The organism is Enterobacter sp. PP-008-ECC_S150 (genome assembly GCF_045257065.1).
Lineage (GTDB): Bacteria > Pseudomonadota > Gammaproteobacteria > Enterobacterales > Enterobacteriaceae > Enterobacter > Enterobacter chengduensis.
In genome coordinates this window covers 46,292-65,996 of the sequence record NZ_JBJHHG010000022.1, presented here as the reverse complement: position 1 = coordinate 65,996, position 19,705 = coordinate 46,292, and the positions used below count along the sequence as shown (strand labels likewise).

The 19,705-nt window shown below is 58.0% G+C and carries 18 protein-coding genes; 5 read left to right on the top strand and 13 right to left on the bottom strand.

The genetic code is table 11. The annotated features are described in order from the left end of the window. Positions 1–10 precede the first annotated feature (10 nt). The 3 genes from ubiE to udp form a co-directional block, all read right to left on the bottom strand. A complete protein-coding gene (gene ubiE, locus ACJBF3_RS20950; RefSeq protein ID WP_045330237.1) occupies positions 11–766 on the bottom strand; it encodes a bifunctional demethylmenaquinone methyltransferase/2-methoxy-6-polyprenyl-1,4-benzoquinol methylase UbiE in 756 nt (251 codons plus the stop codon). Between the two features lie 66 nt (positions 767–832). Beyond that, positions 833–2,290 carry a DNA recombination protein RmuC gene (gene rmuC, locus ACJBF3_RS20945; protein ID WP_045330240.1) on the bottom strand — a complete coding sequence of 486 codons (1,458 nt, stop codon included), beginning with the start codon at positions 2,288–2,290 and terminating at the stop codon, positions 833–835. A gap of 139 nt (positions 2,291–2,429) precedes the next feature. Further along, on the bottom strand, positions 2,430–3,191 hold the full coding sequence (udp, locus tag ACJBF3_RS20940; protein WP_003860792.1) for a uridine phosphorylase: 762 nt from the start codon (positions 3,189–3,191) through the stop codon (positions 2,430–2,432). A 255-nt stretch (positions 3,192–3,446) separates the two neighbouring features. Here udp and ACJBF3_RS20935 point away from each other — a divergent pair, with 255 nt between their 5' ends. Next, the gene (locus tag ACJBF3_RS20935; protein WP_045330242.1) at positions 3,447–4,253 is read left to right on the top strand and encodes a dienelactone hydrolase family protein; all 807 of its coding nucleotides are present in this window, start codon (positions 3,447–3,449) and stop codon (positions 4,251–4,253) included. 81 nt (positions 4,254–4,334) lie between these two features. On the opposite strand, the gene metE is transcribed toward ACJBF3_RS20935, so the two are convergent. Beyond that, the gene (gene metE / locus ACJBF3_RS20930; protein WP_045330243.1) at positions 4,335–6,596 is read right to left on the bottom strand and encodes a 5-methyltetrahydropteroyltriglutamate--homocysteine S-methyltransferase; all 2,262 of its coding nucleotides are present in this window, start codon (positions 6,594–6,596) and stop codon (positions 4,335–4,337) included. Positions 6,597–6,711: 115 nt separating this feature from the next. Here metE and metR point away from each other — a divergent pair, with 115 nt between their 5' ends. Further along, positions 6,712–7,665: an HTH-type transcriptional regulator MetR gene (gene metR / locus ACJBF3_RS20925; RefSeq protein WP_045330245.1), complete on the top strand. Its 954-nt coding sequence runs from the start codon at positions 6,712–6,714 to the stop codon at positions 7,663–7,665. On the opposite strand, the gene ACJBF3_RS20920 is transcribed toward metR, so the two are convergent. From ACJBF3_RS20920 to pldB, 3 genes are all read right to left on the bottom strand, one after another. Continuing rightward, a complete protein-coding gene (locus tag ACJBF3_RS20920; protein WP_045330247.1) occupies positions 7,553–8,452 on the bottom strand; it encodes a carboxylate/amino acid/amine transporter in 900 nt (299 codons plus the stop codon). The genes metR and ACJBF3_RS20920 overlap by 113 nt on opposite strands. Positions 8,453–8,534: 82 nt before the next feature. After that, a complete protein-coding gene (gene yigL / locus ACJBF3_RS20915) occupies positions 8,535–9,335 on the bottom strand; it encodes a sugar/pyridoxal phosphate phosphatase YigL (protein WP_045330249.1) in 801 nt (266 codons plus the stop codon). Positions 9,336–9,366: 31 nt separating this feature from the next. Then, positions 9,367–10,359 carry a lysophospholipase L2 gene (gene pldB / locus ACJBF3_RS20910; protein WP_045330252.1) on the bottom strand — a complete coding sequence of 331 codons (993 nt, stop codon included), beginning with the start codon at positions 10,357–10,359 and terminating at the stop codon, positions 9,367–9,369. A 109-nt stretch (positions 10,360–10,468) separates the two neighbouring features. On the opposite strand from pldB, the gene rhtB reads away from it, so the two are divergent. After that, positions 10,469–11,089 carry a homoserine/homoserine lactone efflux protein gene (gene rhtB, locus ACJBF3_RS20905; RefSeq protein WP_008501533.1) on the top strand — a complete coding sequence of 207 codons (621 nt, stop codon included), beginning with the start codon at positions 10,469–10,471 and terminating at the stop codon, positions 11,087–11,089. Here rhtB and rhtC read toward each other — a convergent pair. The 3 genes from rhtC to pldA form a co-directional block, all read right to left on the bottom strand. After that, on the bottom strand, positions 11,086–11,706 hold the full coding sequence (rhtC, locus tag ACJBF3_RS20900) for a threonine export protein RhtC (protein WP_032644787.1): 621 nt from the start codon (positions 11,704–11,706) through the stop codon (positions 11,086–11,088). The two genes, rhtB and rhtC, sit on opposite strands and share 4 nt — an antisense overlap. A gap of 61 nt (positions 11,707–11,767) precedes the next feature. Further along, entirely contained in the window at positions 11,768–13,597 is a 1,830-nt protein-coding gene (gene recQ / locus ACJBF3_RS20895; RefSeq protein ID WP_045330254.1) for an ATP-dependent DNA helicase RecQ, read from the bottom strand. A 90-nt stretch (positions 13,598–13,687) separates the two neighbouring features. Continuing rightward, positions 13,688–14,557 (bottom strand): phospholipase A, encoded by an 870-nt coding sequence (gene pldA, locus ACJBF3_RS20890; protein ID WP_045330257.1) that lies wholly within the window; start codon positions 14,555–14,557, stop codon positions 13,688–13,690. Between the two features lie 163 nt (positions 14,558–14,720). Between pldA and yigI the strand changes: the two genes are divergently transcribed. Together yigI and rarD are read left to right on the top strand one after the other, a co-directional pair. Beyond that, positions 14,721–15,188 carry an acyl-CoA thioesterase YigI gene (gene yigI / locus ACJBF3_RS20885; protein ID WP_045330259.1) on the top strand — a complete coding sequence of 156 codons (468 nt, stop codon included), beginning with the start codon at positions 14,721–14,723 and terminating at the stop codon, positions 15,186–15,188. A 51-nt stretch (positions 15,189–15,239) separates the two neighbouring features. Beyond that, positions 15,240–16,136 carry an EamA family transporter RarD gene (gene rarD, locus ACJBF3_RS20880; RefSeq protein ID WP_023309622.1) on the top strand — a complete coding sequence of 299 codons (897 nt, stop codon included), beginning with the start codon at positions 15,240–15,242 and terminating at the stop codon, positions 16,134–16,136. An 84-nt stretch (positions 16,137–16,220) separates the two neighbouring features. Here the strand turns inward: rarD and corA are convergent, their stop codons facing one another. The 3 genes from corA to uvrD form a co-directional block, all read right to left on the bottom strand. Further along, positions 16,221–17,171, bottom strand: coding sequence for a magnesium/cobalt transporter CorA (gene corA / locus ACJBF3_RS20875; RefSeq protein WP_008501540.1), 951 nt, complete (start codon positions 17,169–17,171; stop codon positions 16,221–16,223). A gap of 150 nt (positions 17,172–17,321) precedes the next feature. Beyond that, on the bottom strand, positions 17,322–17,378 hold the full coding sequence (ysgD, locus tag ACJBF3_RS20870; RefSeq protein ID WP_212743980.1) for a YsgD/CorL family protein: 57 nt from the start codon (positions 17,376–17,378) through the stop codon (positions 17,322–17,324). Positions 17,379–17,527: 149 nt separating this feature from the next. Next, positions 17,528–19,690, bottom strand: a complete 2,163-nt coding sequence (gene uvrD, locus ACJBF3_RS20865) for a DNA helicase II (RefSeq protein ID WP_406545245.1) — start codon at positions 19,688–19,690, stop codon at positions 17,528–17,530. Between the last annotated feature and the right edge of the window lie 15 nt (positions 19,691–19,705).

The following is a 19,705-nucleotide window of genomic DNA, read 5'->3' as shown; positions in this document are numbered from 1 at the left end:
ACACCTCCACTCAGAATTTGTAACCGCGATGCAGCGCGACGACACCTGCCGTCAGGTTGAAATATTCAACGTTCTCAAATTCCGCATCCTGCATCATGGCTTTTAATGTGTCCTGATCCGGGTGCATACGGATGGATTCGGCCAGATAGCGGTAGCTTTCAGCGTCGTTAGCCACCAGCTCACCGATGCGCGGCAGCACGTGGAAGGAATAGGCGTCGTAGGCTTTGCTCAGCGGCTCAACGATCGGTTTAGAGAATTCGAGCACCAGCAGACGTCCACCCGGCTTCAGCACGCGGTACATTGAGCGGAGCGCTTTTTCTTTATCGGTCACGTTACGCAGGCCGAAGGAGATCGTGATGCAGTCGAAGGTATTGTCCGGGAACGGCAGCGCTTCGGCGTTTGCCTGCACATATTCCACATTCCCTACCACGCCGATGTTACGCAGCTTTTCGCGTCCCATCTTCAGCATAGAGTCATTGATATCGGCGAGAACAACACGACCGGTTTCGCCCACCAGACGGGAGAATTTCGCGGTTAAGTCGCCCGTACCGCCGGCTAAATCCAGCACCGTTTGACCACGACGTACGCCACTACAGTCAATGGTGAAGCGCTTCCACAAGCGATGAATGCCGAACGACATTAGGTCATTCATCACATCGTACTTCGCCGCCACGGAATGAAACACGTGGGCCACCATGTCAGCTTTCTGCGCTTTGGCGACAGTCTGAAAGCCAAAGTGCGTTGTGTCTTGTGAATCGTCAGCCATCTTAGAGCCTGCTTATCAGTAAAATGTTCGTGAAGTGTAACAGATTGGGCGCAATTGCCCTACGTTTCAACCACCGCGAAAGAAACGCACCGGAGGCTCGTCCGGAGACAAATCCGCCGCTAACGCGTTGTCTTCACTGTTTGTCTTTTGTTCATCCACACCTTCTCGCAGGCGAAACTCGTCGTCCTGAGCGGTCGCCTGTTCAACCAATTCCGGATTAATCTCGCGCTTAACTTCTACCCCCAGGCTGCGGAATGATTCGGCCTGCGCCAGCAGGTTGCCGCGTCCGGAGGCGAGTTTTTTCATCGCCTGGCGGTAGTTATCCTGCGCACGATCCAGGCTCTGACCAACGGAAGACATGTCGTCCACGAAGAGGCGCATTTTGTCGTACAGCTTGCTCGCACGATCGGCAATCTGCTGCGCGTTGCGGCTCTGGTGCTCATAGCGCCACAGGTTGGCAATGGTACGTAACGCCACCAGCAGCGTGGTGGGGCTGACCAGCATGATGTTATTTTTGAGCGCTTCGGTGATCAGCTCAGGCTGCCTGTCGAGCGCCAGCAAAAACGCGGGCTCTACCGGGATAAACATCAGGACGTAGTCCAGCGAGCGCAGCCCCGGCAGCTGCTGGTAATCCTTTCTGCCGAGCAGGCGGATATGGTTACGCACGGAGGCGATGTGCTCCTGCAGCGCGGATTCGCGGGTATAGTCATCTTCGGCGTTGAAATAACGTTCGTACGCCACCAGCGTCATTTTGGCGTCAATCACCACATCTTTGCCCTGCGGCAGACGCACAATCACATCCGGCTGCATGCGCGAGCGGGCATCGTTCTCAATGCTGACCTGCGTTTCATATTCGTACCCTTCCCGCAGACCAGAAGCTTCCAGCACGCGGGTCAGTACGACTTCGCCCCAGTTGCCCTGGGTTTTGTTATCCCCCTTCAGCGCGCGGGTCAGGTTAACCGCTTCCTGCGCCATCTGGGCATTCAGCTGCTGAAGATTGCGGATCTCATGCGCCAGCGTGTGCCGCTCGCGGGCCTCCTGTCCAAAACTGTCCTGTACCTGACGACGAAAGCCGTCCAGCTGTTCGCGCAGCGGCGTCAGCAGGCTGTTCAGGCTCTGGCGGTTCTGTTCGTCAACGCGGCGGTTGCTGTGCTCAAAAATTCGATTGGCGAGGTTCTCAAACTGTTCGCTGAGACGCTGCTCGCTGTTGATCATCTGGCGGATTTTGTCTTCCGCATGCAGCTGGGTGGATTCAAGGCGGGTGGTCACTTCGCGAAGATCGGCCTCCAGCGAGGTGTTGATATCACGGAGATTGCGCAGCTCGTTGTTGAGCAGTTCACACTCGTCGCGCCAGTGCTCGCTCAGGGCAAGCTGCTGTTTTGTCGCGCTTAAATCGGCGACGATCTCTTCACGTTCAGCCAGCTGATCGGCCTTCTGCTGCGCGTGCTGGTAGCTGGACATCAGCCAGCCTATCGCAACGCCCGCCAGCGCAATCACCGCATAAATCAGGATTGAGATATCCACAAAACCCCCTGCATCAACGTATTACCCGCACAATGTAAGATTGTGCTGTATAAACGTCCAGTTTGAAAGGGTTTTCCTGCGAGGCGCTACGCAAAAAATAAAGGCCGATCGCGTCGGCCTTTGATTTCAGAAGAGAGGACTAGATCAGGCGACGCGCGGCTTCTACCACGATTTTCACGGCATGACTTTCGGTCTGCTTCATGGTTTCGGCGTTCGGGATCTCCTGCTGGGTGCGGTTAACGATAACGCCCGCCACCATACCGGCACGCAGACCCTGGCTTGCGCACATGGTCAGCAGCGTGGCGGATTCCATTTCGTAGTTCATTACGCCCATGGACTGCCACTCTTCCATTGAGCCTTTGAAGCGGCTTACCACGCGGCCTGAGAAGGTGTCGTAACGCTCCTGGCCCGGATAGAAGGTGTCGGACGACGCGGTTACGCCTACGTGAGTGGTTGCGCCCACCGATTTCGCGGCTTCAACCAGCGCGGTGGTGCATTCGAAATCCGCCACTGCCGGGAATTCCATCGGTGCAAAGTGCAGGCTTGCCCCGTCCAGACGGACGGATGCGGTCGTGACCAGCACGTCGCCGACGTTGATGTGCGGCTGAATCGCGCCGGTGGTACCGATACGCAGGAAAGTACGAATGCCCAGCTGCGCCAGCTCTTCAACAGCGATAGAGGTAGACGGACCACCGATACCGGTAGAGCACACGATCACCGCTTTGCCATCCAGCTCTGCGCGCCAGGTGGTGAACTCACGATGGGCAGCCAGCTTGACCGGCTTATCCATCAGCGCGGCGATCTTTTCCACACGCTCAGGATCGCCAGGGACGATCGCGAGCGTAGCCCCTTGTAAATCGTTTTTGGTGAGGCCGAGATGAAAAACATCAGACTTAGACATAGGTGACTCCTCTGTGGGTCGGTTAGTCAGAAGAAGTAAAACGGTACTTTACAGAAGCAGTAAGCATATTTTCGTGACGCACCTCACCATGAATGAAAATGATTACATTGAATTTCCACAAAAAAGTGATTTACATCACATTAACAAGTTATATCGCCAGGTGCTGCACAAAAGATAGACCGTTTAAGGCACTGTGAGTTGTTAACCTGGTGTCTATATTTACCTTTGCGCTAACTCATTGGTACGGAGAATGCCATGACTGAAAAAACCGGTTTTGCACCTGCTGCGGCCCCGCTTGCTTCAACCATCGTTTCAACCTCAGAAGAGGCCATCACGGCGGGCGAGACCTCCATTCCCTCGCAGGGGGAGAATATGCCCGCTTATCACGCGCGGCCAAAATCGGCAGAGGGTCCGCTGCCCATCGTGATCGTGGTTCAGGAAATTTTTGGCGTTCATGAACATATTCGCGATCTCTGTCGCCGTCTGGCGCTGGAAGGCTATCTGGCCGTTGCGCCAGAGCTCTACTTCCGTCAGGGCGATCCGAACGACTACAGCGATATTCCCACATTGCTCAGCAACCTGGTCAGCAAAGTCCCGGACGCGCAGGTGCTGGCCGATCTCGACCACGTCGCCAGCTGGGCGGCGCGCAACGGGGGCGACCCGCACCGTCTGCTGGTCACCGGTTTCTGCTGGGGCGGACGCATTAGCTGGCTGTATGCTGCGCACAATCCGCAGCTCAAAGCCGCTGTCGCCTGGTACGGCAAACTCGTAGGTGAAAAAACGCTGAATTCGCCGAAACATCCGGTGGATATCGCCACGGAGTTAAACGCCCCCGTGTTAGGGCTGTACGGCGCTCAGGACACCGGTATTTCGCTGGATTCGGTAGAGACCATGCGCCATGCGCTCCGTGCGGCAAACGCAAAGGCGGAGATTGTGGTGTACCCGGACGCCGGGCATGCGTTTAACGCCGATTATCGTCCGAGCTATCACGCGGAATCAGCCCAGGATGGCTGGCAGAGAATGCTGGCGTGGTTTAGCCAGTACGGCGGGAAGAAAGCCTAAAAAAGCCCGGTGGCGGCTGCGCCTTACCGGGCCTTCAGGTAGGCCGGGTAAGCGTTAGCGCCACCCGGCAACCCAGCGCCACTACGCCTGACGCAAGTTCTGTGCCGCCTTCACCATGTTGGCGAGCGCCGCACGCGTCTCCGGCCAGCCGCGTGTTTTCAGGCCGCAGTCCGGGTTCACCCACAGGCGCTCTGCCGGAATGCGCTGGGCGGCTTTTTTCAGCAGGGCCTCAATCCACTCCACGCTCGGCACGTTCGGGGAGTGGATGTCGTACACGCCCGGCCCGATTTCATTCGGGTAGTCGAACTCTTCGAACGACTCCAGCAGCTCCATGTCTGAACGCGAGGTCTCAATGGTGATCACGTCGGCGTCCAGCGCGGCAATGGAATCCATGATGTCGTTAAATTCGCAGTAACACATGTGGGTGTGGATCTGCGTGTCGTCCTTCGCCACCGACGCGTTGATGCGGAAGGCCTCTACGCCCCACTTCAGGTAGGCATCCCAGTCGCTGCGGCGCAGCGGCAGACCTTCGCGCAGAGCCGGTTCGTCAATCTGGATAATGCCAATGCCCGCCGCCTCCAGATCCGCCACCTCATCGCGCAGCGCCAGCGCGATTTGCTTCGCGATGGTTTCACGGGTCACGTCTTCGCGCGGGAACGACCAGCAGAGAATGGTCACCGGACCTGTGAGCATGCCCTTAACCGGCTTGTCGGTAAGAGACTGGGCATATTTGGCCCACTCCACGGTGATCGGTTCCGGGCGGCTGACGTCGCCGATCACCACCGGCGGCTTCACGCAGCGGGAGCCGTAGCTCTGCACCCAGCCGTTCTGGGTAAACACAAAGCCGTCCAGGTGCTCACCGAAGTATTCCACCATGTCGTTACGCTCGGCCTCACCGTGCACCAGCACGTCCAGACCTAAACGCTCCTGCTCGATAATCGCCTGCTTGATGTGCTCCGCAATGCCGGTACGGTAGTGATTCGCGTCCAGATTGCCCTTTTTAAAGTCCAGACGCAGGCCGCGGATCTCCGTAGTCTGCGGGAAAGAGCCGATCGTCGTGGTCGGCCATGCAGGCAGGTTGAAGCGGGTGCGCTGGGCTTCGGCGCGCACCTCATACGGACTCTGGCGCTGGCTGTCCTGGGCGGTAATAGCCGCCAGACGTTTTTCCACCGCCGGGTTATGCACGCGCGCCGAGTGACGACGTGCCTGGATCGGCGCGCTCCATTGGGTAATCGCCGCCGTGTCGCCACTGTTCAGCGCGTCGCGCAGCAGCGCCAGCTCTTCGCATTTTTGCAGGGCGAAGGCAAACCAGCTTTTCACCTCGGCATCCAGGCGGGTCTCCACGCTCAGATCGATCGGGCTGTGCAGCAGGGAACAGGACGAGGCCACCCACAGCTCACGTTTGCCGACGATGTCTTTGATTTTCGCGTATTTCTCTGTGAGATCGGCGCGCCAGACGTTACGACCGTTAATCAGCCCGGCGGAGAGCAGCCAGTCTGCAGGCAGGCGCTTGTGCAGCTCCAGCACATCGTCTTTGCCGTGAACCAGGTCAACGTGCAGGCCCTGCACCGGCAGCGCGGTAATGGTCTTCAGGTTCGGCGTGACGCCTTCAAAATAGGTGGTCAGCAGGAGTTTTACCTGACCGGTGAGCGCGTCATACGCCGGTTTGAAGGCATCGAGCCAAACCTTGGGCAGCTCAAGCACCAGCGCCGGTTCGTCGATTTGTACCCACTGAATGCCGCGTTTGTCCAGCTCAATCAGCACCTGTTTGTAGACCGGCAGAATATCCTTCAGCAGGCTGAGTCGGTCAAACGGCTCGCCTTTCACTTTGCCCAGCCACAGGTACGTTACCGGCCCGAGCAGCACCGGTTTCACCTGGTGGCCCAGCGCCAGCGCTTCATCCACCTCGTCCAGAAGCTGCGTCCAGGTCAGCCTGAACTGCTGACCTTTCACGAACTCCGGCACCATATAGTGATAGTTGGTGTTAAACCACTTGGTCATTTCCGCCGCTGCCGCTGGCTCACCCGTTGGCGCACGGCCACGGCCGATGCGGAACAGGGTATCGATATCTACCGATCCATCTTTGTTCTGATGACGAGCCGGCACGTTGCCCAGCAGCAGGCTGGTCGTCAGAACATGGTCGTACCAGGCGAAATCGCCCACCGGCAGCAGGTCAATGCCCGCCTGTTTTTGCTGCTCCCAGTGACGGGCGCGCAGCTCGCGTCCCACCGCCAGCAGTTCTTCACGGGTGGCGTTACCCGCCCAGTAGCTTTCTTGCGCTTTTTTCAGCTCGCGACGCAGGCCAACGCGAGGGAAACCGAGAGTGTGATTGCGGATTGTCATGGTGAGCCCCTTATGAAATTGGTTATTTAGACGTCCAGATGTTTACACATCTATAATTGGCAGGTACTGTATATTCCTCAAGCGCAATATGTTCATGGCGAAGTGAAGGACTTTCATGATCGAGATTAAACACCTGAAAACGCTACAAGCGTTGCGGAACTGCGGCTCGCTCGCGGCGGCGGCGGCCACGCTGCACCAGACCCAGTCCGCGCTTTCTCACCAGTTCAGCGATCTGGAACAGCGCCTCGGCTTCCGTCTTTTTGTGCGTAAGAGCCAGCCGCTACGCTTTACGCCGCAGGGTGAAATTCTGCTTCAGCTGGCGAATCAGGTGCTGCCGCAAATCGCCAGCGCGCTGCAGGCGTGTAACGAACCGCAGCAGACCAAACTGCGTATCGCCATTGAGTGCCACAGCTGTATTCAGTGGCTGACCCCCGCGCTTGAGAACTTCCGCCAGAAGTGGCCGCAGGTGGAGATGGACTTTAAATCCGGCGTCACGTTCGACCCGCAGCCCTCGCTGCAGCAGGGCGAGCTGGATCTGGTGATGACCTCTGACATCCTGCCGCGCAGCGGTCTGCACTATTCGCCGATGTTTGATTATGAAGTGCGTCTGGTGCTGGCGCCGGACCATCCGCTGGCGACAAAAACGCGCATCACGCCGGAAGATCTTGCGACCGAAACGCTGCTGATTTATCCGGTCCAGCGCAGTCGTCTGGATATCTGGCGACACTTCCTGCAGCCAGCAGGCATTAGCCCGCAGCTAAAAAGCGTGGATAACACGCTGCTGCTGATCCAGATGGTGGCGGCCAGAATGGGGATTGCGGCGTTGCCGCACTGGGTAGTGGAGAGCTTTGAACGCCAGGGCCTGGTGATGACCAAAACCCTGGGTGAAGGACTGTGGAGCCGACTGTACGCCGCCGTGCGCGATGGCGAGCAGCGTCAGCCGATTACGGAGGCGTTTATTCGCTCAGCGCGGAACCACGCGTGCGACCATCTTCCGTTCGTGCGGAGCGCGGAGCGACCCATCGGCGATGGACCCACAGCGAAGCCAGGATCACCGCTCCCCCAATAAGGAAGCTCGGCCAGTGCGGCTGCTGCTGCCAGATGGCGAGGTTAACCAGCAGCCCTGCCGGGACATGCACATTGTTCATGATCCCGAGCGTACCGGCGTCGACCTGCGTCGCGCCGTAGTTCCACATGAAGTACCCCAGCCCCGACGCCACGACGCCCAGCCAGACCAGCACTCCCCACTGCACGCCGGTGGTCGGCAGCTTTTGCGGGTTCCCCAGCATAAACCACGCCACCACCGCGACAATCGCGGCGCCCATGTAGAACCACGCAAACGCGTTATGCTGCGGCATCGGACGGGTTTCCATCAGGCGCTTGTAGCCCACCATGCCGATGGCAAAACTGATGTTGGCGAGCTGGACGAACATCAGCCCGGTCCAGAAGTGATCGCTGACTTTGTCATAGCGAATAATCGCCGCGCCGATCGCCGCCAGCGCCGCGCTCAGGAGGTATCCCCAGCGCAGGCGGCGTTTACTCAGCAGATCGTATATCAGCGTGATGTAGAGCGGCGTCAGCACGGTAAAGAGCAGAAATTCGGAGACGGAAAGGTAAACGTAGGCCCGGAAGCTAAACAGATACATGATGCCGAGCTGCATCGCCCCCACCAGCATATACAGCACAATCGTTTTCAGCGATTGCCCGCGCGTGCGCAGAAACGGCAGGAACACCAGCGCCGCCAGCCCTACGCGCATCAGCACCGAGAAGTAGCTGTCGACCGAGCCGGCAAGGTATTCGCCAATCAGGCTAAAGGAGAAGGCCCACAGGATAGTGGTGATAATGAGTAGCGCCACAATGCTTGTCTCTCAGAAAGAAGGAGAGGCATTGTAGCGAACTCTTTAGTTGACATCTGAGCAATAAACAATCAAATGAAGATTATTCAAGGAACAGTTTGCGCAGATACTTCGGCACCGCGTTGTCAGCATTGGAACCGATCACTTCCAGCTCCGGGTGCATATCTTTCAGACGCTGATGCGCGTTCTGCATGATGCAGCCCTTGCCCGCCATAGAGAGCATTTCGGCATCGTTCATGCCGTCACCGAAGGCGATACAGTCTTTCAGCTCGAAGCCCAGACGTTTCGCTACCGCCTCCAGCGCGTGACCTTTGGAGACGCCACCCGCCATCACTTCCAGGCAGGTCAGGGTTGAGAAGCTGACGTTCACGCGATCGCCCCAGCGGGCGTTGATCGCCTGCTCCAGCGGGAGCAGCTCTTCGTGGCTGTCGCAGGTAAAGAACACCTTGCTGATCCCTTCCGGCTCCAGCAGGCCCGGCTCGTAGAGGGAGTAGTTGAATACCGCTTCCTTGAAGAAACGCATTTCATCCGGGCGGTGGCGGTTCATAAACCAGTCGTCGTCGCGGTAAACGTTCGTGACGATAGCCGGGTTGTTATGCACCACGCCGAACAGATCGGCGGCAATATCGCGATCCAGGTTATGGGTAAAAATCAGGTTGCCGTCAGTATCATGCACGCGCGCACCGTTGGAGGTGATCATGTACGATTTGATCTCAAGATTATCGCGGATCTGCCCCACGTCGACGTGGTGGCGGCCGGTGGCAAACACGAAGTTTACGCCACGGGCGGTCAGAAGCTTTAGGGTCTCTTTCGCGTAAGGCGACAGGGTGTGGTCGGGGGAAAGCAGCGTGCCATCTAAATCAGATGCAACAACCTGGTACATAGGGATTTCAACCTCTGGTGGAAAACAAGAATCAATTATGCCCGTTGAAAAAATCAACAATGGCGTTGAGCGCGACTGAGCGCATAGCGTCCTTTTCAAAAAGGATCTCATGGTACGCACCGTGAATAACCAGCGGTTTCCCCCCTTCACAAGGGTGACCGGCGGCAGCGCGCAGTTCACAATAGCGGTCATGCATGCGGTTATCGACCACACGCTCTTCTTCCGCCTGAATCAGGAGCGTTGGCGTGTCGTCATCGCCGACACCCGCCAGCACCTGCTCGCCGGCAAGAATACCTTCCCGCACCCAGTGCCAGGTCGGGCCGCCCACGCGTAAACGCGGCTCATCGGCATAAAAGCGCAGGTTGCGGCGATAGCGTTGCCGACTGTGGGTTAAGACGTTGATGGCGAACGGCAGCGCGCGCCAGCGTCCTGTTCCGATGGCGTAGCCTTCCCGAATGCGCTGATGGCCCTCAGCCCAGTCGAGAAGATGGCGGACCATCCAGTCGGGAAAACGTATGACGATACCGTACATCGGCGCGGTCAGCGCAATGGCATCGCACTGGTGTTTATAACGCTGCAAAAACAGCGTCGATATCGCCCCCCCCATGGAGTGCGCAAGGATGTACCGCTTACGCCAGGGGCCGGGCTGCACTTCCTGCTCCCAGAACGCGGCGAAATCGTCGACGTAATCGCTGAAGCGATCGACGTGCCCACGGTGCGTGTCCGGCAACATGCGGCCGGACAGCCCCTGTCCACGGTGGTCGATGATAAGCACATCGAACCCCATATGGACCAGATCGTAAGCCAGTTCGGCGTATTTAACGTAGCTTTCAATGCGCCCGGGGCAGACCACAATCACCCGGTCATTTTTTTCATCACGGAAACGAACGAAGCGTACCGGGATGCCCCCGACGCCCGTAAACTCATCTTCCTCACGCTGGCGCCAGAAATCGGTCAGCGGCCCCATGGAGAAAGCAGCAAATGCGTTTTCTCGTGTTTCCCAGTCCTTTTTCTGCTGAAACATCGGGTTTCTACTCACCTAAGCCAAGGAATATCGTTTTTTCGTCACCGGTCACAAAATGACTCAACAATAGCGTATTGTGGCATAAAAACAGACAATTCGGGAGTTTCAAATGACCTTTGAGTGGTGGTTCGCTTACCTGCTGACATCCATCATCCTCAGTCTTTCACCGGGCTCGGGCGCTATTAACACCATGACCACCTCCATCAACCATGGGTATCGCGGGGCGGCGGCATCCATTGCCGGTTTGCAGACCGGGCTAGGCATTCATATCGTGCTGGTCGGGATTGGTCTGGGAACCCTGTTCTCCCGCTCCGTACTGGCGTTTGAGGTGCTGAAATGGGCCGGGGCGGCGTATCTGATTTGGCTCGGCATTCAGCAGTGGCGCGCGGCAGGCTCCATCAACCTGAATACGCTCGCTCAGACGCAAAACCGCGGCCATCTGTTCAAGCGTGCGGTGTTCGTCAATCTGACCAACCCGAAAAGCATCGTGTTCCTCGCCGCGCTGTTCCCGCAGTTTATCGTGCCGCATCAGCCCCAGGTGATGCAGTACGTGGTGCTGGGCGCGACCACGATTATCGTCGATATCATCGTGATGATTGGTTACGCGACGCTCGCGCAGCGGATTGCAGCGTGGATAAAAGGGCCTAAGCAGATGAAGGCCCTGAATAAAGTCTTTGGTTCGCTGTTTATGCTGGTTGGCGCGCTGCTTGCGTCAGCGCGTCATGCTTAGCGAGAAATGATGAGATGAATGCCGAAGCCGGCGAACAGCGCGCCGGCGAAGCCGTCAATCCACTTCGCAATGCGTTGGTAGCCACGGCGCATTGCCGGTAAGGCGAACAGGCTGGCGACGACAGTGAACCAGGCAAAGGTTTCAACGACGATCAGCAGGAAGATGCCCCAGCGCGCGCCCGCGCCAACGCTATCGCCGACAAACAGCGAGAACACGGAGCCGAAATAGATGATCGCTTTCGGGTTCGCCAGGTTGGTCAGCAGCCCTTTCACAAAGCTGCGGCCGCCCGTTGCCAGCTCCACCTTTGGCTCTTCCGGCTTTTTCTCTTCTTTCTTCAGCGCCCCGCGCAGCATCTGGTAGCCCATCCAGCACAGGTACAGCCCACCGCCCACCATAATGATATTATGCAGCCAGGCCATCTTCGCCAGGATCAGGTTCAGACCGAGCAGCGCAACCGCCGCCCAGACCATAACGCCCATGGTGATACCGAGCACGCCCATCATCGCCTCTTTGCGGGAGCGGCTGACGGCCGTTTGTGATACGAAGAAAAAGTCAGGGCCCGGGCTCATCAGCGCAACGATATGCACTAGCGCCACGGTGAGAAATAGCATCAGCATAATTAACTCGCGGGGAAATAATTCAGTGAGTCATCATCCTGGCACTTTTTTGCCCGGCTGACTACTCCTCATCATCACCGTCGGCGTGAGAGCGGATGAGCGCCATAAACTCTTTCCCGAAGCGCTCCAGCTTGCGCGTTCCCACGCCGTTGACGCTGAGCATTTCGCTGGCGCTGAGCGGCATCTGCTCGGCCATCTCAATCAACGTCGCGTCGTTGAACACCACGTAAGGCGGGATGTTCTCTTCGTCAGCAATGGCTTTACGCAGCTTGCGCAGTTTGGCGAACAGCTTGCGGTCGTAGTTTCCGCCGTAGGATTTTTGCATCACCCGAGGCTTGAGGGCGACCACGCGCGGCACGGCGAGCTTGAGCTCAACGTCACCGCGCAGTACCGGACGCGCCGCTTCCGTCAGCTGAAGCGCGGAGTGCTGAGCAATGTTCTGCGTGGCAAAGCCGAGGTGGATCAGCTGGCGAATAATGCTGACCCAGTGCTCGTGGCTCTGGTCTTTGCCAATACCGTAGACAGGCAGCTTGTCGTGACCCATGTCGCGGATGCGCTGGTTATTCGCGCCGCGCAGCACTTCCACCACGTAGCCCATCCCGAAGCGTTGATTCACGCGGTAAATGGTTGAGAGCGCCTTACGCGCGTCCATCAGGCCATCGTACTGCTTTGGCGGATCCAGGCAGATATCGCAGTTGCCGCACGGCTCCTGCCGCCCTTCGCCAAAGTAGTTGAGCAGTACCAGACGACGGCAGGTTTGCGCTTCGGCAAACGCGCCCATCGCGTTGAGCTTGTGGCGTTCGATATCCTGCAGCTGTCCCTGCGGTTTTTCCTCGAGACAGCGGCGCAGCCACGCCATATCGGCCGGATCGTAAAACAGCATCGCTTCCGCAGGCAGACCGTCGCGCCCGGCGCGGCCGGTTTCCTGATAGTAGGATTCGATATTGCGCGGGATGTCGAAGTGCACCACAAAGCGCACGTTGGGCTTGTTGATGCCCATGCCAAACGCCACCGTCGCGACCACAATCTGCAGGTCGTCACGCTGGAATTTCTCCTGCACGTCGGCGCGGATGTGGTTCTCTAATCCGGCGTGATACGCGGCGGCGCTAAAGCCGCGGTTTTGCAGGCGCGCGGCGGTGTCTTCCACCTTCGCACGGCTGTTGCAGTAGATAATGCCGGACTTGCCGCGCTGCTCCTGGACGTAGCGCAGAAGCTGATCCAGCGGCTTGAACTTTTCCATCAGCATGTAGCGGATGTTCGGGCGGTCGAAGCTGCTGACCTGAATATAGGGGTCGTTCAGCCCGAGCAGGCGAACGATATCCAGGCGGGTGGTGTCATCCGCCGTGGCGGTCAGCGCCATAAAAGGCAGCTCGGGGAAGCGCTGACGGAGCTGGCCGAGGGCGGCGTATTCCGGGCGGAAATCGTGCCCCCACTGGGAGATACAGTGCGCTTCATCCACCGCCAGCAGGACCGGGTTCCAGTGCGCAAGATGGTCGAGGAAGTTATCCAGCATCAGGCGTTCCGGGGCGATATACAGCAGGCGGATCTGCCCGGTGCGGCACCCGGCCATCACCTCTTGCTGCTGCTCCCGGGTTTGCGTGGAGTTAAGGCAGGCCGCCGCCACGCCGTTGGCGAGCAGCTGGTCAACCTGGTCCTTCATTAGCGAAATGAGCGGAGATACCACGACCGTCAGGCCGTTAAGCACCAGCGCGGGCACCTGATAGCAGAGGGATTTCCCGCCGCCGGTCGGCATCACCACCAGGCAATCACGACCTTCCAGCACCGTTTCAATGATGGTTTCCTGGCCAGGGCGGAACTGCTGGAAGCCAAAGGTTTCATGCAAAACCTGTTTAGCCAGCGACTCCTGATTCAATACTTCCGCCTGCGCCACGTTAACCCCATATGCCAGAAATGAAACAGGCGCTATTTTCAGCGCCTGAGAGAGAAACTTCAACGTTTAACGCAAAAACATTCGAGCAGCCTAGAGAATATCGTTCAGCATTACGCCCACGCCGACGCGAGTCTGGTTGAAGTTGTAATCGATAAGCGACTCGCCGTAGCCGCTGTAAACCTGCGTATAAAGGCGGACATGCTTGCTTACCGGATAGCTTAAGCCCACTTCCGCACCGCCGTAACCGGTGTTCCAGTTGTACTGCCCTTTCGCGCTCAGCACGGCATCACCTAGCTGGTAGCCGACTTTGAGCTGGTAATAGCCCATGTATTTGGTGATATCCGGGTTGTCATCCGTGCTGCCAACCACATACCACGGCTTCACTTCCACCATCCAGTTACCGTTCTGCGCCATCAGACGCGTATAGGCGCGGTTCCAGCTGCGGGAGGTTGGATCGGAGCGTCCGTTAGAATCGTGGTTAAAGCCCACTTCAACATCGCGCAGCGTCCAGCCCGCAAACTCATAATCCGTTGCGAAGCCGAGGAACAGCTGCGGCTCATAGTTCGTTTCACGGAACGGCGAGGACTCCGCGCTGTTTGAGAGCTGCCACCAGGATTTCTGCGTGTAAGAAGCCCCAAACACCGAGTTTGGCCCCAGAATACCGCGCCAGAACGGGAAGGCAAGGCTCAGCTGGAACTTCACCTCGTCTTTACGCGCATTATCAGACCAGTTATAGGAGCTTATTGCCTCCTTGTTCATATCGCTGGTCTGGGTGTAGATCACGTAGTTGGTGTCGTACGGATAGAGCGTGAACGGATTGTCATGCTCCTGAAGAAGGTTCGCGATAATACTACCGTGAACGGCAGGCTTATCATGCACCTCTTTGATTGTCGCTTCCTGCGCATAGGCTGTGAGGGGCAGCGAAACCGCCGCCAGTAACCAGGCCAGATACGTCCGCATCGGTGGTGTTCTCCTGCTAAAGAGTAAAATTGATTGAATAGTTATGTGGCGAACATTCTACAGACTTCTGCGACAACTGCTGCATCCTCGTTTCTGAAAGTGGAAATCCGTATTGTTGAGGCATAAAATCAACATTTCATTAACAATAGGGATGTGATGCCTCATGTCAGCCATGCTTACCGCCGAAGAAGTGTTAAAACTTGTGGGCGAGATTTTTGTTTACCATATGCCGTTCAACCGCGCGCTGGGACTGGAGCTGGAGCGTTACGAGAAAGACTTCGCCCAGCTGAGCTTCAACAACCAGCCGATGATGGTCGGTAACTGGGCGCAAAGTATTTTGCACGGCGGCGTGATTGCCTCCGCGCTCGACGTGGCGGCAGGTCTGGTCTGCGTTGGCAGTACGCTGACCCGCCATGAAACCATCAACGAAGACGAACTCCGCCAGCGTCTGGCGCGCATGGGCACCATTGATTTGCGCGTCGACTATCTTCGCCCGGGGCGCGGAAATCGCTTCACCTGCACCAGCAGCCTGCTGCGCGCGGGGAATAAAGTTGCCGTGGCGCGCGTTGAATTACACAACGAAGAACAGGTTTATATCGCCAGCGCAACCGCCACTTATATGGTGGGTTGAGGCGGCAAAATCGGGTAAAATTGATTCACTTTCTTGTAACGGATTTTCCCGATGGATGCTAAACAGACGCGGCAGGGCGTTTTACTCGCCCTTGCCGCTTATTTTATTTGGGGTATCGCCCCGGCGTACTTCAAGCTTATCGCCTACGTTCCGGCCGATGAGATCCTCACTCACCGCGTTATCTGGTCGTTTTTCTTCATGATTGCGCTGATGAGCCTCAGCCGTCAGTGGTCGGGCGTCAAAACGCTGCTGCAAACGCCGAAGAAGATCTTCCTGCTGGCGCTCTCTGCCGTGCTGATTGGCGGCAACTGGCTGCTGTTTATTTGGGCGGTGAATAACCATCACATGCTCGAAGCGAGCCTGGGGTACTTCATTAACCCGCTGGTGAACATTGTGCTGGGGATGATTTTCCTCGGTGAGCGCTTCCGCCGGATGCAGTGGGTGGCGGTGATCCTGGCCTTCTGCGGCGTGCTGGTGCAGCTCTGGACCTTCGGCTCGCTGCCGATTATCGCCCTCGGCCTGGCGTTCAGCTTTGCGTTTTACGGTCTGGTGCGTAAGAAGATTGCGGTGGAAGCGCAGACGGGGATGCTGTTTGAAACCCTGTGGCTGCTGCCGGTGGCGGCGATTTATCTCTTTGGCATCGCCGACAGCGCCACCAGCCACATGGGCAGCAACCCGTGGTCGCTGAACCTGATGCTGATGGCGGCGGGCGTGGTGACCACCATTCCCCTGCTGTGCTTCACCGGCGCGGCAACGCGCCTGCGTCTCTCCACGCTGGGCTTCTTCCAGTACATTGGCCCGACGCTAATGTTCCTGTTGGCGGTGGTGTTTTACGGCGAAGTGCCGGGTGCAGATAAGATGGTGACGTTCGCCTTTATCTGGGTGGCGCTGGCGATTTTCGTTGCCGATGCGATTTATACCCAGCGCAGAGTGCGTAAAGGGCTGTAGGGCCTTTTTGCCGGATGGCGGCTGCGCCTTATCCGGCCTACACGTTCTGTAGGGCGGGTAAGCGCAGCGCCACCCGCCAGATTTTTACAGCCAGTTACGACGCTTAAAGTACAGATACGGCGCCAGCCCCGCGAGGATCATAAAGATAATCGCCCCCGGGTAGCCAAAGCTCCACTTCAGCTCCGGCATAAACTCAAAGTTCATCCCATAGCTCGATGCCACCAGCGTCGGCGGGAGGAACACCACGGATACCACCGAGAAGATCTTGATGATGCGGTTCTGCTCGATGTTGATAAAGCCCATCGCCGCCTGCATCAGGAAGTTCACCTTCTGGAACAGGGATTCGTTGTGCGGCAGCAGGGATTCGATATCGCGCAGGATCTCACGCGCCTGCTCCAGCTGACCGCCCGGCAGACGCGCCTTGCGCACCAGGAAGTTCAGCGCGCGCTGGGTATCCATCAGACACAAACGCACCTTCCAGCCGATATCTTCCAGCTCCGCCAGCGTGGAGAGCGCTTCATCGTACTCATCGCCCTGATGGCCTTCCATGATCACCCGGCTCAGCTTTTCCAGATCGCTGTAGATGTTTTCAATTTCGTCCGCCAGCTGTTCAATTTTGGTTTCGAACAGGTCGAGCAGCAGCTCGTAGGCGTTACCGTCCACCATCGCCTGGCTGCGGGCGCGCATGCGGTAGAGGCGGAAGGCCGGAAGTTCGCGCTCGCGCAGGGTAAACAGACGGCCGTCGCGAATGGTAAACGCCACGGTGGAGTTACCCGCGTGGTCTTCCGCATCTTCAAAGAAGAAGAAGGAGTGAATGTGCAGGCCGTCTTCGTCTTCAAAAAAACGCGCGGAGGCTTCGATGTCTTCCAGTTCCGGGCGGGTTGCCAGGCTTTGCCCCAGCTCAGATTGTACGCGAAGGCGCTCATCGTCGTCCGGCTCGACCAGATCCACCCATACGGCATCAATGAGGGGCTGTGACTCTTCGGCTTCAAGCCGAGTCAGTCGGTTATTTTCGAGTTGAAATGCGCTCAACATGACCGGGACTCCCAATGCAAAAAATATCGGACAGTTCGGTGGGCACACAGAAACAAATTGGGTTTCAGACCATTAAACAGCCTGACTCAGCGCGACGGGAATAGTGCAGTCGCTGACAACCACTAAGGCCATCAGCAAGAGGAGATAGCCTTAGGAGTTGTTCCTGGATGACAGGGAATTGAGCCAGTATCTACTGGGTGTGTCCAAGGCGAATGTCCTCTTAGCGTAATCGTGCGCGCATGTTACGCCAGCTATAACTGTGGCGTCAACACGCAACGGAACGCTGAAGGGCATTAATTGACCTTCACCGTATAAGGCTAGCAGATTATTACAAAATAATGATATTTTTCTGAAAGTTAGACTGTTTCCAGCTTCGCATAGGCCGCCACGAGCCATTTGATCCCCTGCCCCTGGAACGCCACCTGCAGGCGGCTGTGCTCGCCGCTGCCTTCCAGATTCACAATGGTCCCTTCGCCAAACTTTGAATGGCGCACGCGCTGGCCCAGCTTGTAGCCGGTGTCGGTTTCAGAGATGGGTGAGCCCATACGCGGATGGCTGACCGGACGGCTGATGCTGGCCCGCAGACGCACCTCTTCCACGCACTCCTCCGGCAGTTCGCCGATAAAGCGCGACGGACGGTGATAGACCTCTTTCCCGTACAGACGGCGGGTTTCGGCGTAGGTTAACGTCAGCTTTTGCATCGCACGCGTCACGCCCACGTAGGCCAGACGACGCTCTTCTTCCAGACGGCCGCCTTCATCCAGCGACATCTGGCTCGGGAACATCCCCTCTTCCATGCCGACGATAAATACCTGCGGGAACTCCAGGCCTTTAGCGGAGTGCAGCGTCATCAGCTGAACCGCATCCTGCCAGGTGTCCGCCTGCCCTTCCCCCGCTTCCAGCGCGGCATGTGACAGGAACGCCTGCAACGGCATCAGGTCTTCGTCTTCTTCGTTATAGCTGAACTGGCGCGTTGCCGTGACCAGCTCCTCTAAGTTCTCGATTCGGGTCTGGCCCTTCTCGCCTTTTTCCTGCTCGTACATGGTGCGCAGGCCGGAGTCTTTAATCACCCGGTCGGTCTGCACGTGCAGCGGCATGTCGGCGGTTTCCTGCGCCAGGGCGTCAATCAGCTCAAGGAAGCGCTGCAGGGCGCTGGCGGCACGTCCGGCGAGGGCTTTTTCCTGCAGCAGCTCGCGGCATGCCTGCCACAGCGTCAGCTGGCGGTCGCGCGAGGCCTGGCGCACCACGTCCAGCGTGCGGTCGCCGATGCCGCGGGTTGGCGTGTTGACCACGCGTTCAAACGCCGCGTCGTCGTTACGGTTCGCAATCAGACGCAGATACGAGAGCGCGTCTTTGATTTCCTGACGTTCGAAGAAGCGCATGCCGCCGTAAATGCGGTACGGCATGCCCACCTGCAAGAGCGCCTCTTCCAGCACGCGCGACTGGGCGTTGCTGCGGTAGAGAATGGCGCACTGCTCCAGCGCGCCGCCGTTGTCCTGCCAGGTTTTAATGCGGTTGACCACGAAGCGCGCTTCGTCGAGCTCGTTGAAGGCGCAGTAAATCGAAATCGGCTCGCCGTCGACGCCGTCGGTCCACAGCTTTTTACCCAGACGCCCGTTGTTGTTTTCAATCAGGGCGTTGGCCGCGCTCAGGATGTTGCTGGTCGAGCGGTAGTTCTGCTCCAGACGGATGGTTTGCGCGCCGGGGAAGTCGTTGAGGAAGCGCTGGATGTTCTCCACCTGCGCCCCGCGCCAGCCGTAGATTGACTGGTCGTCATCACCCACGATCATCACCTTGCCGGTTTCACCGGCCAGCAGGCGGATCCACGCGTACTGGATGTTGTTGGTATCCTGGAATTCGTCCACCAGGATATTGGTAAAGCGTTCACGGTAGTGCTGCAGGATGTGCGGCTTGTTGAGCCACAGCTCGTGGGCGCGCAGCAGCAGCTCGGCGAAATCCACCAGACCGGCGCGATCGCACGCTTCCTGATAGGCTTTGTAGACGTTCTGCCAGGTCTGCTCCACCGGGTTGCCGAAGCTCTGGATATGGTGCGGGCGCAGCCCTTCGTCTTTCTGGCCGTTGATGTACCACATCGCCTGACGCGGCGGCCACTGCTTCTCGTCGAGATTCATCGCCTTGATCAGGCGCTTCAGCAGGCGGAGCTGGTCTTCGCTGTCGAGAATTTGAAAATCCTGCGGCAGGTTGGCATCCATGTGGTGCGCGCGCAGCAGGCGGTGCGCCAGACCGTGGAAGGTGCCGACCCACATGCCGCCCTGGCTGGTACCCATCAGCTGGGCGATACGGTGGCGCATCTCCGCCGCCGCCTTGTTGGTGAACGTCACCGCCATGATGGAATACGGGGAGCAGTTCTCCACGCTCTGCAGCCAGGCGATACGGTGAACCAGCACGCGCGTCTTACCACTGCCCGCTCCAGCCAGCACCAGCAGGTTGGTGCGCGAGGCGGCAACCGCGTCACGCTGTTTGTCATTAAGGCTGTCGAGCAGGTAAGAAACGTCCATTGGCACCGTCACATA

Excerpts from the sequence above, each read along its gene's own strand:
- ubiE (WP_045330237.1), bottom strand. The coding sequence starts at position 766 with ATGGCTGACGATTCACAAGACACAACGCACTTTGGCTTTCAGACTGTC.
- udp (WP_003860792.1), bottom strand. The coding sequence starts at position 3,191 with ATGTCTAAGTCTGATGTTTTTCATCTCGGCCTCACCAAAAACGATTTA.
- ACJBF3_RS20935 (WP_045330242.1), top strand. The coding sequence starts at position 3,447 with ATGACTGAAAAAACCGGTTTTGCACCTGCTGCGGCCCCGCTTGCTTCA.
- metE (WP_045330243.1), bottom strand. The coding sequence starts at position 6,596 with ATGACAATCCGCAATCACACTCTCGGTTTCCCTCGCGTTGGCCTGCGT.
- metR (WP_045330245.1), top strand. The coding sequence starts at position 6,712 with ATGATCGAGATTAAACACCTGAAAACGCTACAAGCGTTGCGGAACTGC.
- yigL (WP_045330249.1), bottom strand. The coding sequence starts at position 9,335 with ATGTACCAGGTTGTTGCATCTGATTTAGATGGCACGCTGCTTTCCCCC.
- pldB (WP_045330252.1), bottom strand. The coding sequence starts at position 10,359 with ATGTTTCAGCAGAAAAAGGACTGGGAAACACGAGAAAACGCATTTGCT.
- rhtB (WP_008501533.1), top strand. The coding sequence starts at position 10,469 with ATGACCTTTGAGTGGTGGTTCGCTTACCTGCTGACATCCATCATCCTC.
- rhtC (WP_032644787.1), bottom strand. The coding sequence starts at position 11,706 with ATGCTGATGCTATTTCTCACCGTGGCGCTAGTGCATATCGTTGCGCTG.
- pldA (WP_045330257.1), bottom strand. The coding sequence starts at position 14,557 with ATGCGGACGTATCTGGCCTGGTTACTGGCGGCGGTTTCGCTGCCCCTC.
- yigI (WP_045330259.1), top strand. The coding sequence starts at position 14,721 with ATGTCAGCCATGCTTACCGCCGAAGAAGTGTTAAAACTTGTGGGCGAG.
- rarD (WP_023309622.1), top strand. The coding sequence starts at position 15,240 with ATGGATGCTAAACAGACGCGGCAGGGCGTTTTACTCGCCCTTGCCGCT.
- corA (WP_008501540.1), bottom strand. The coding sequence starts at position 17,171 with ATGTTGAGCGCATTTCAACTCGAAAATAACCGACTGACTCGGCTTGAA.
- uvrD (WP_406545245.1), bottom strand. The coding sequence starts at position 19,690 with ATGGACGTTTCTTACCTGCTCGACAGCCTTAATGACAAACAGCGTGAC.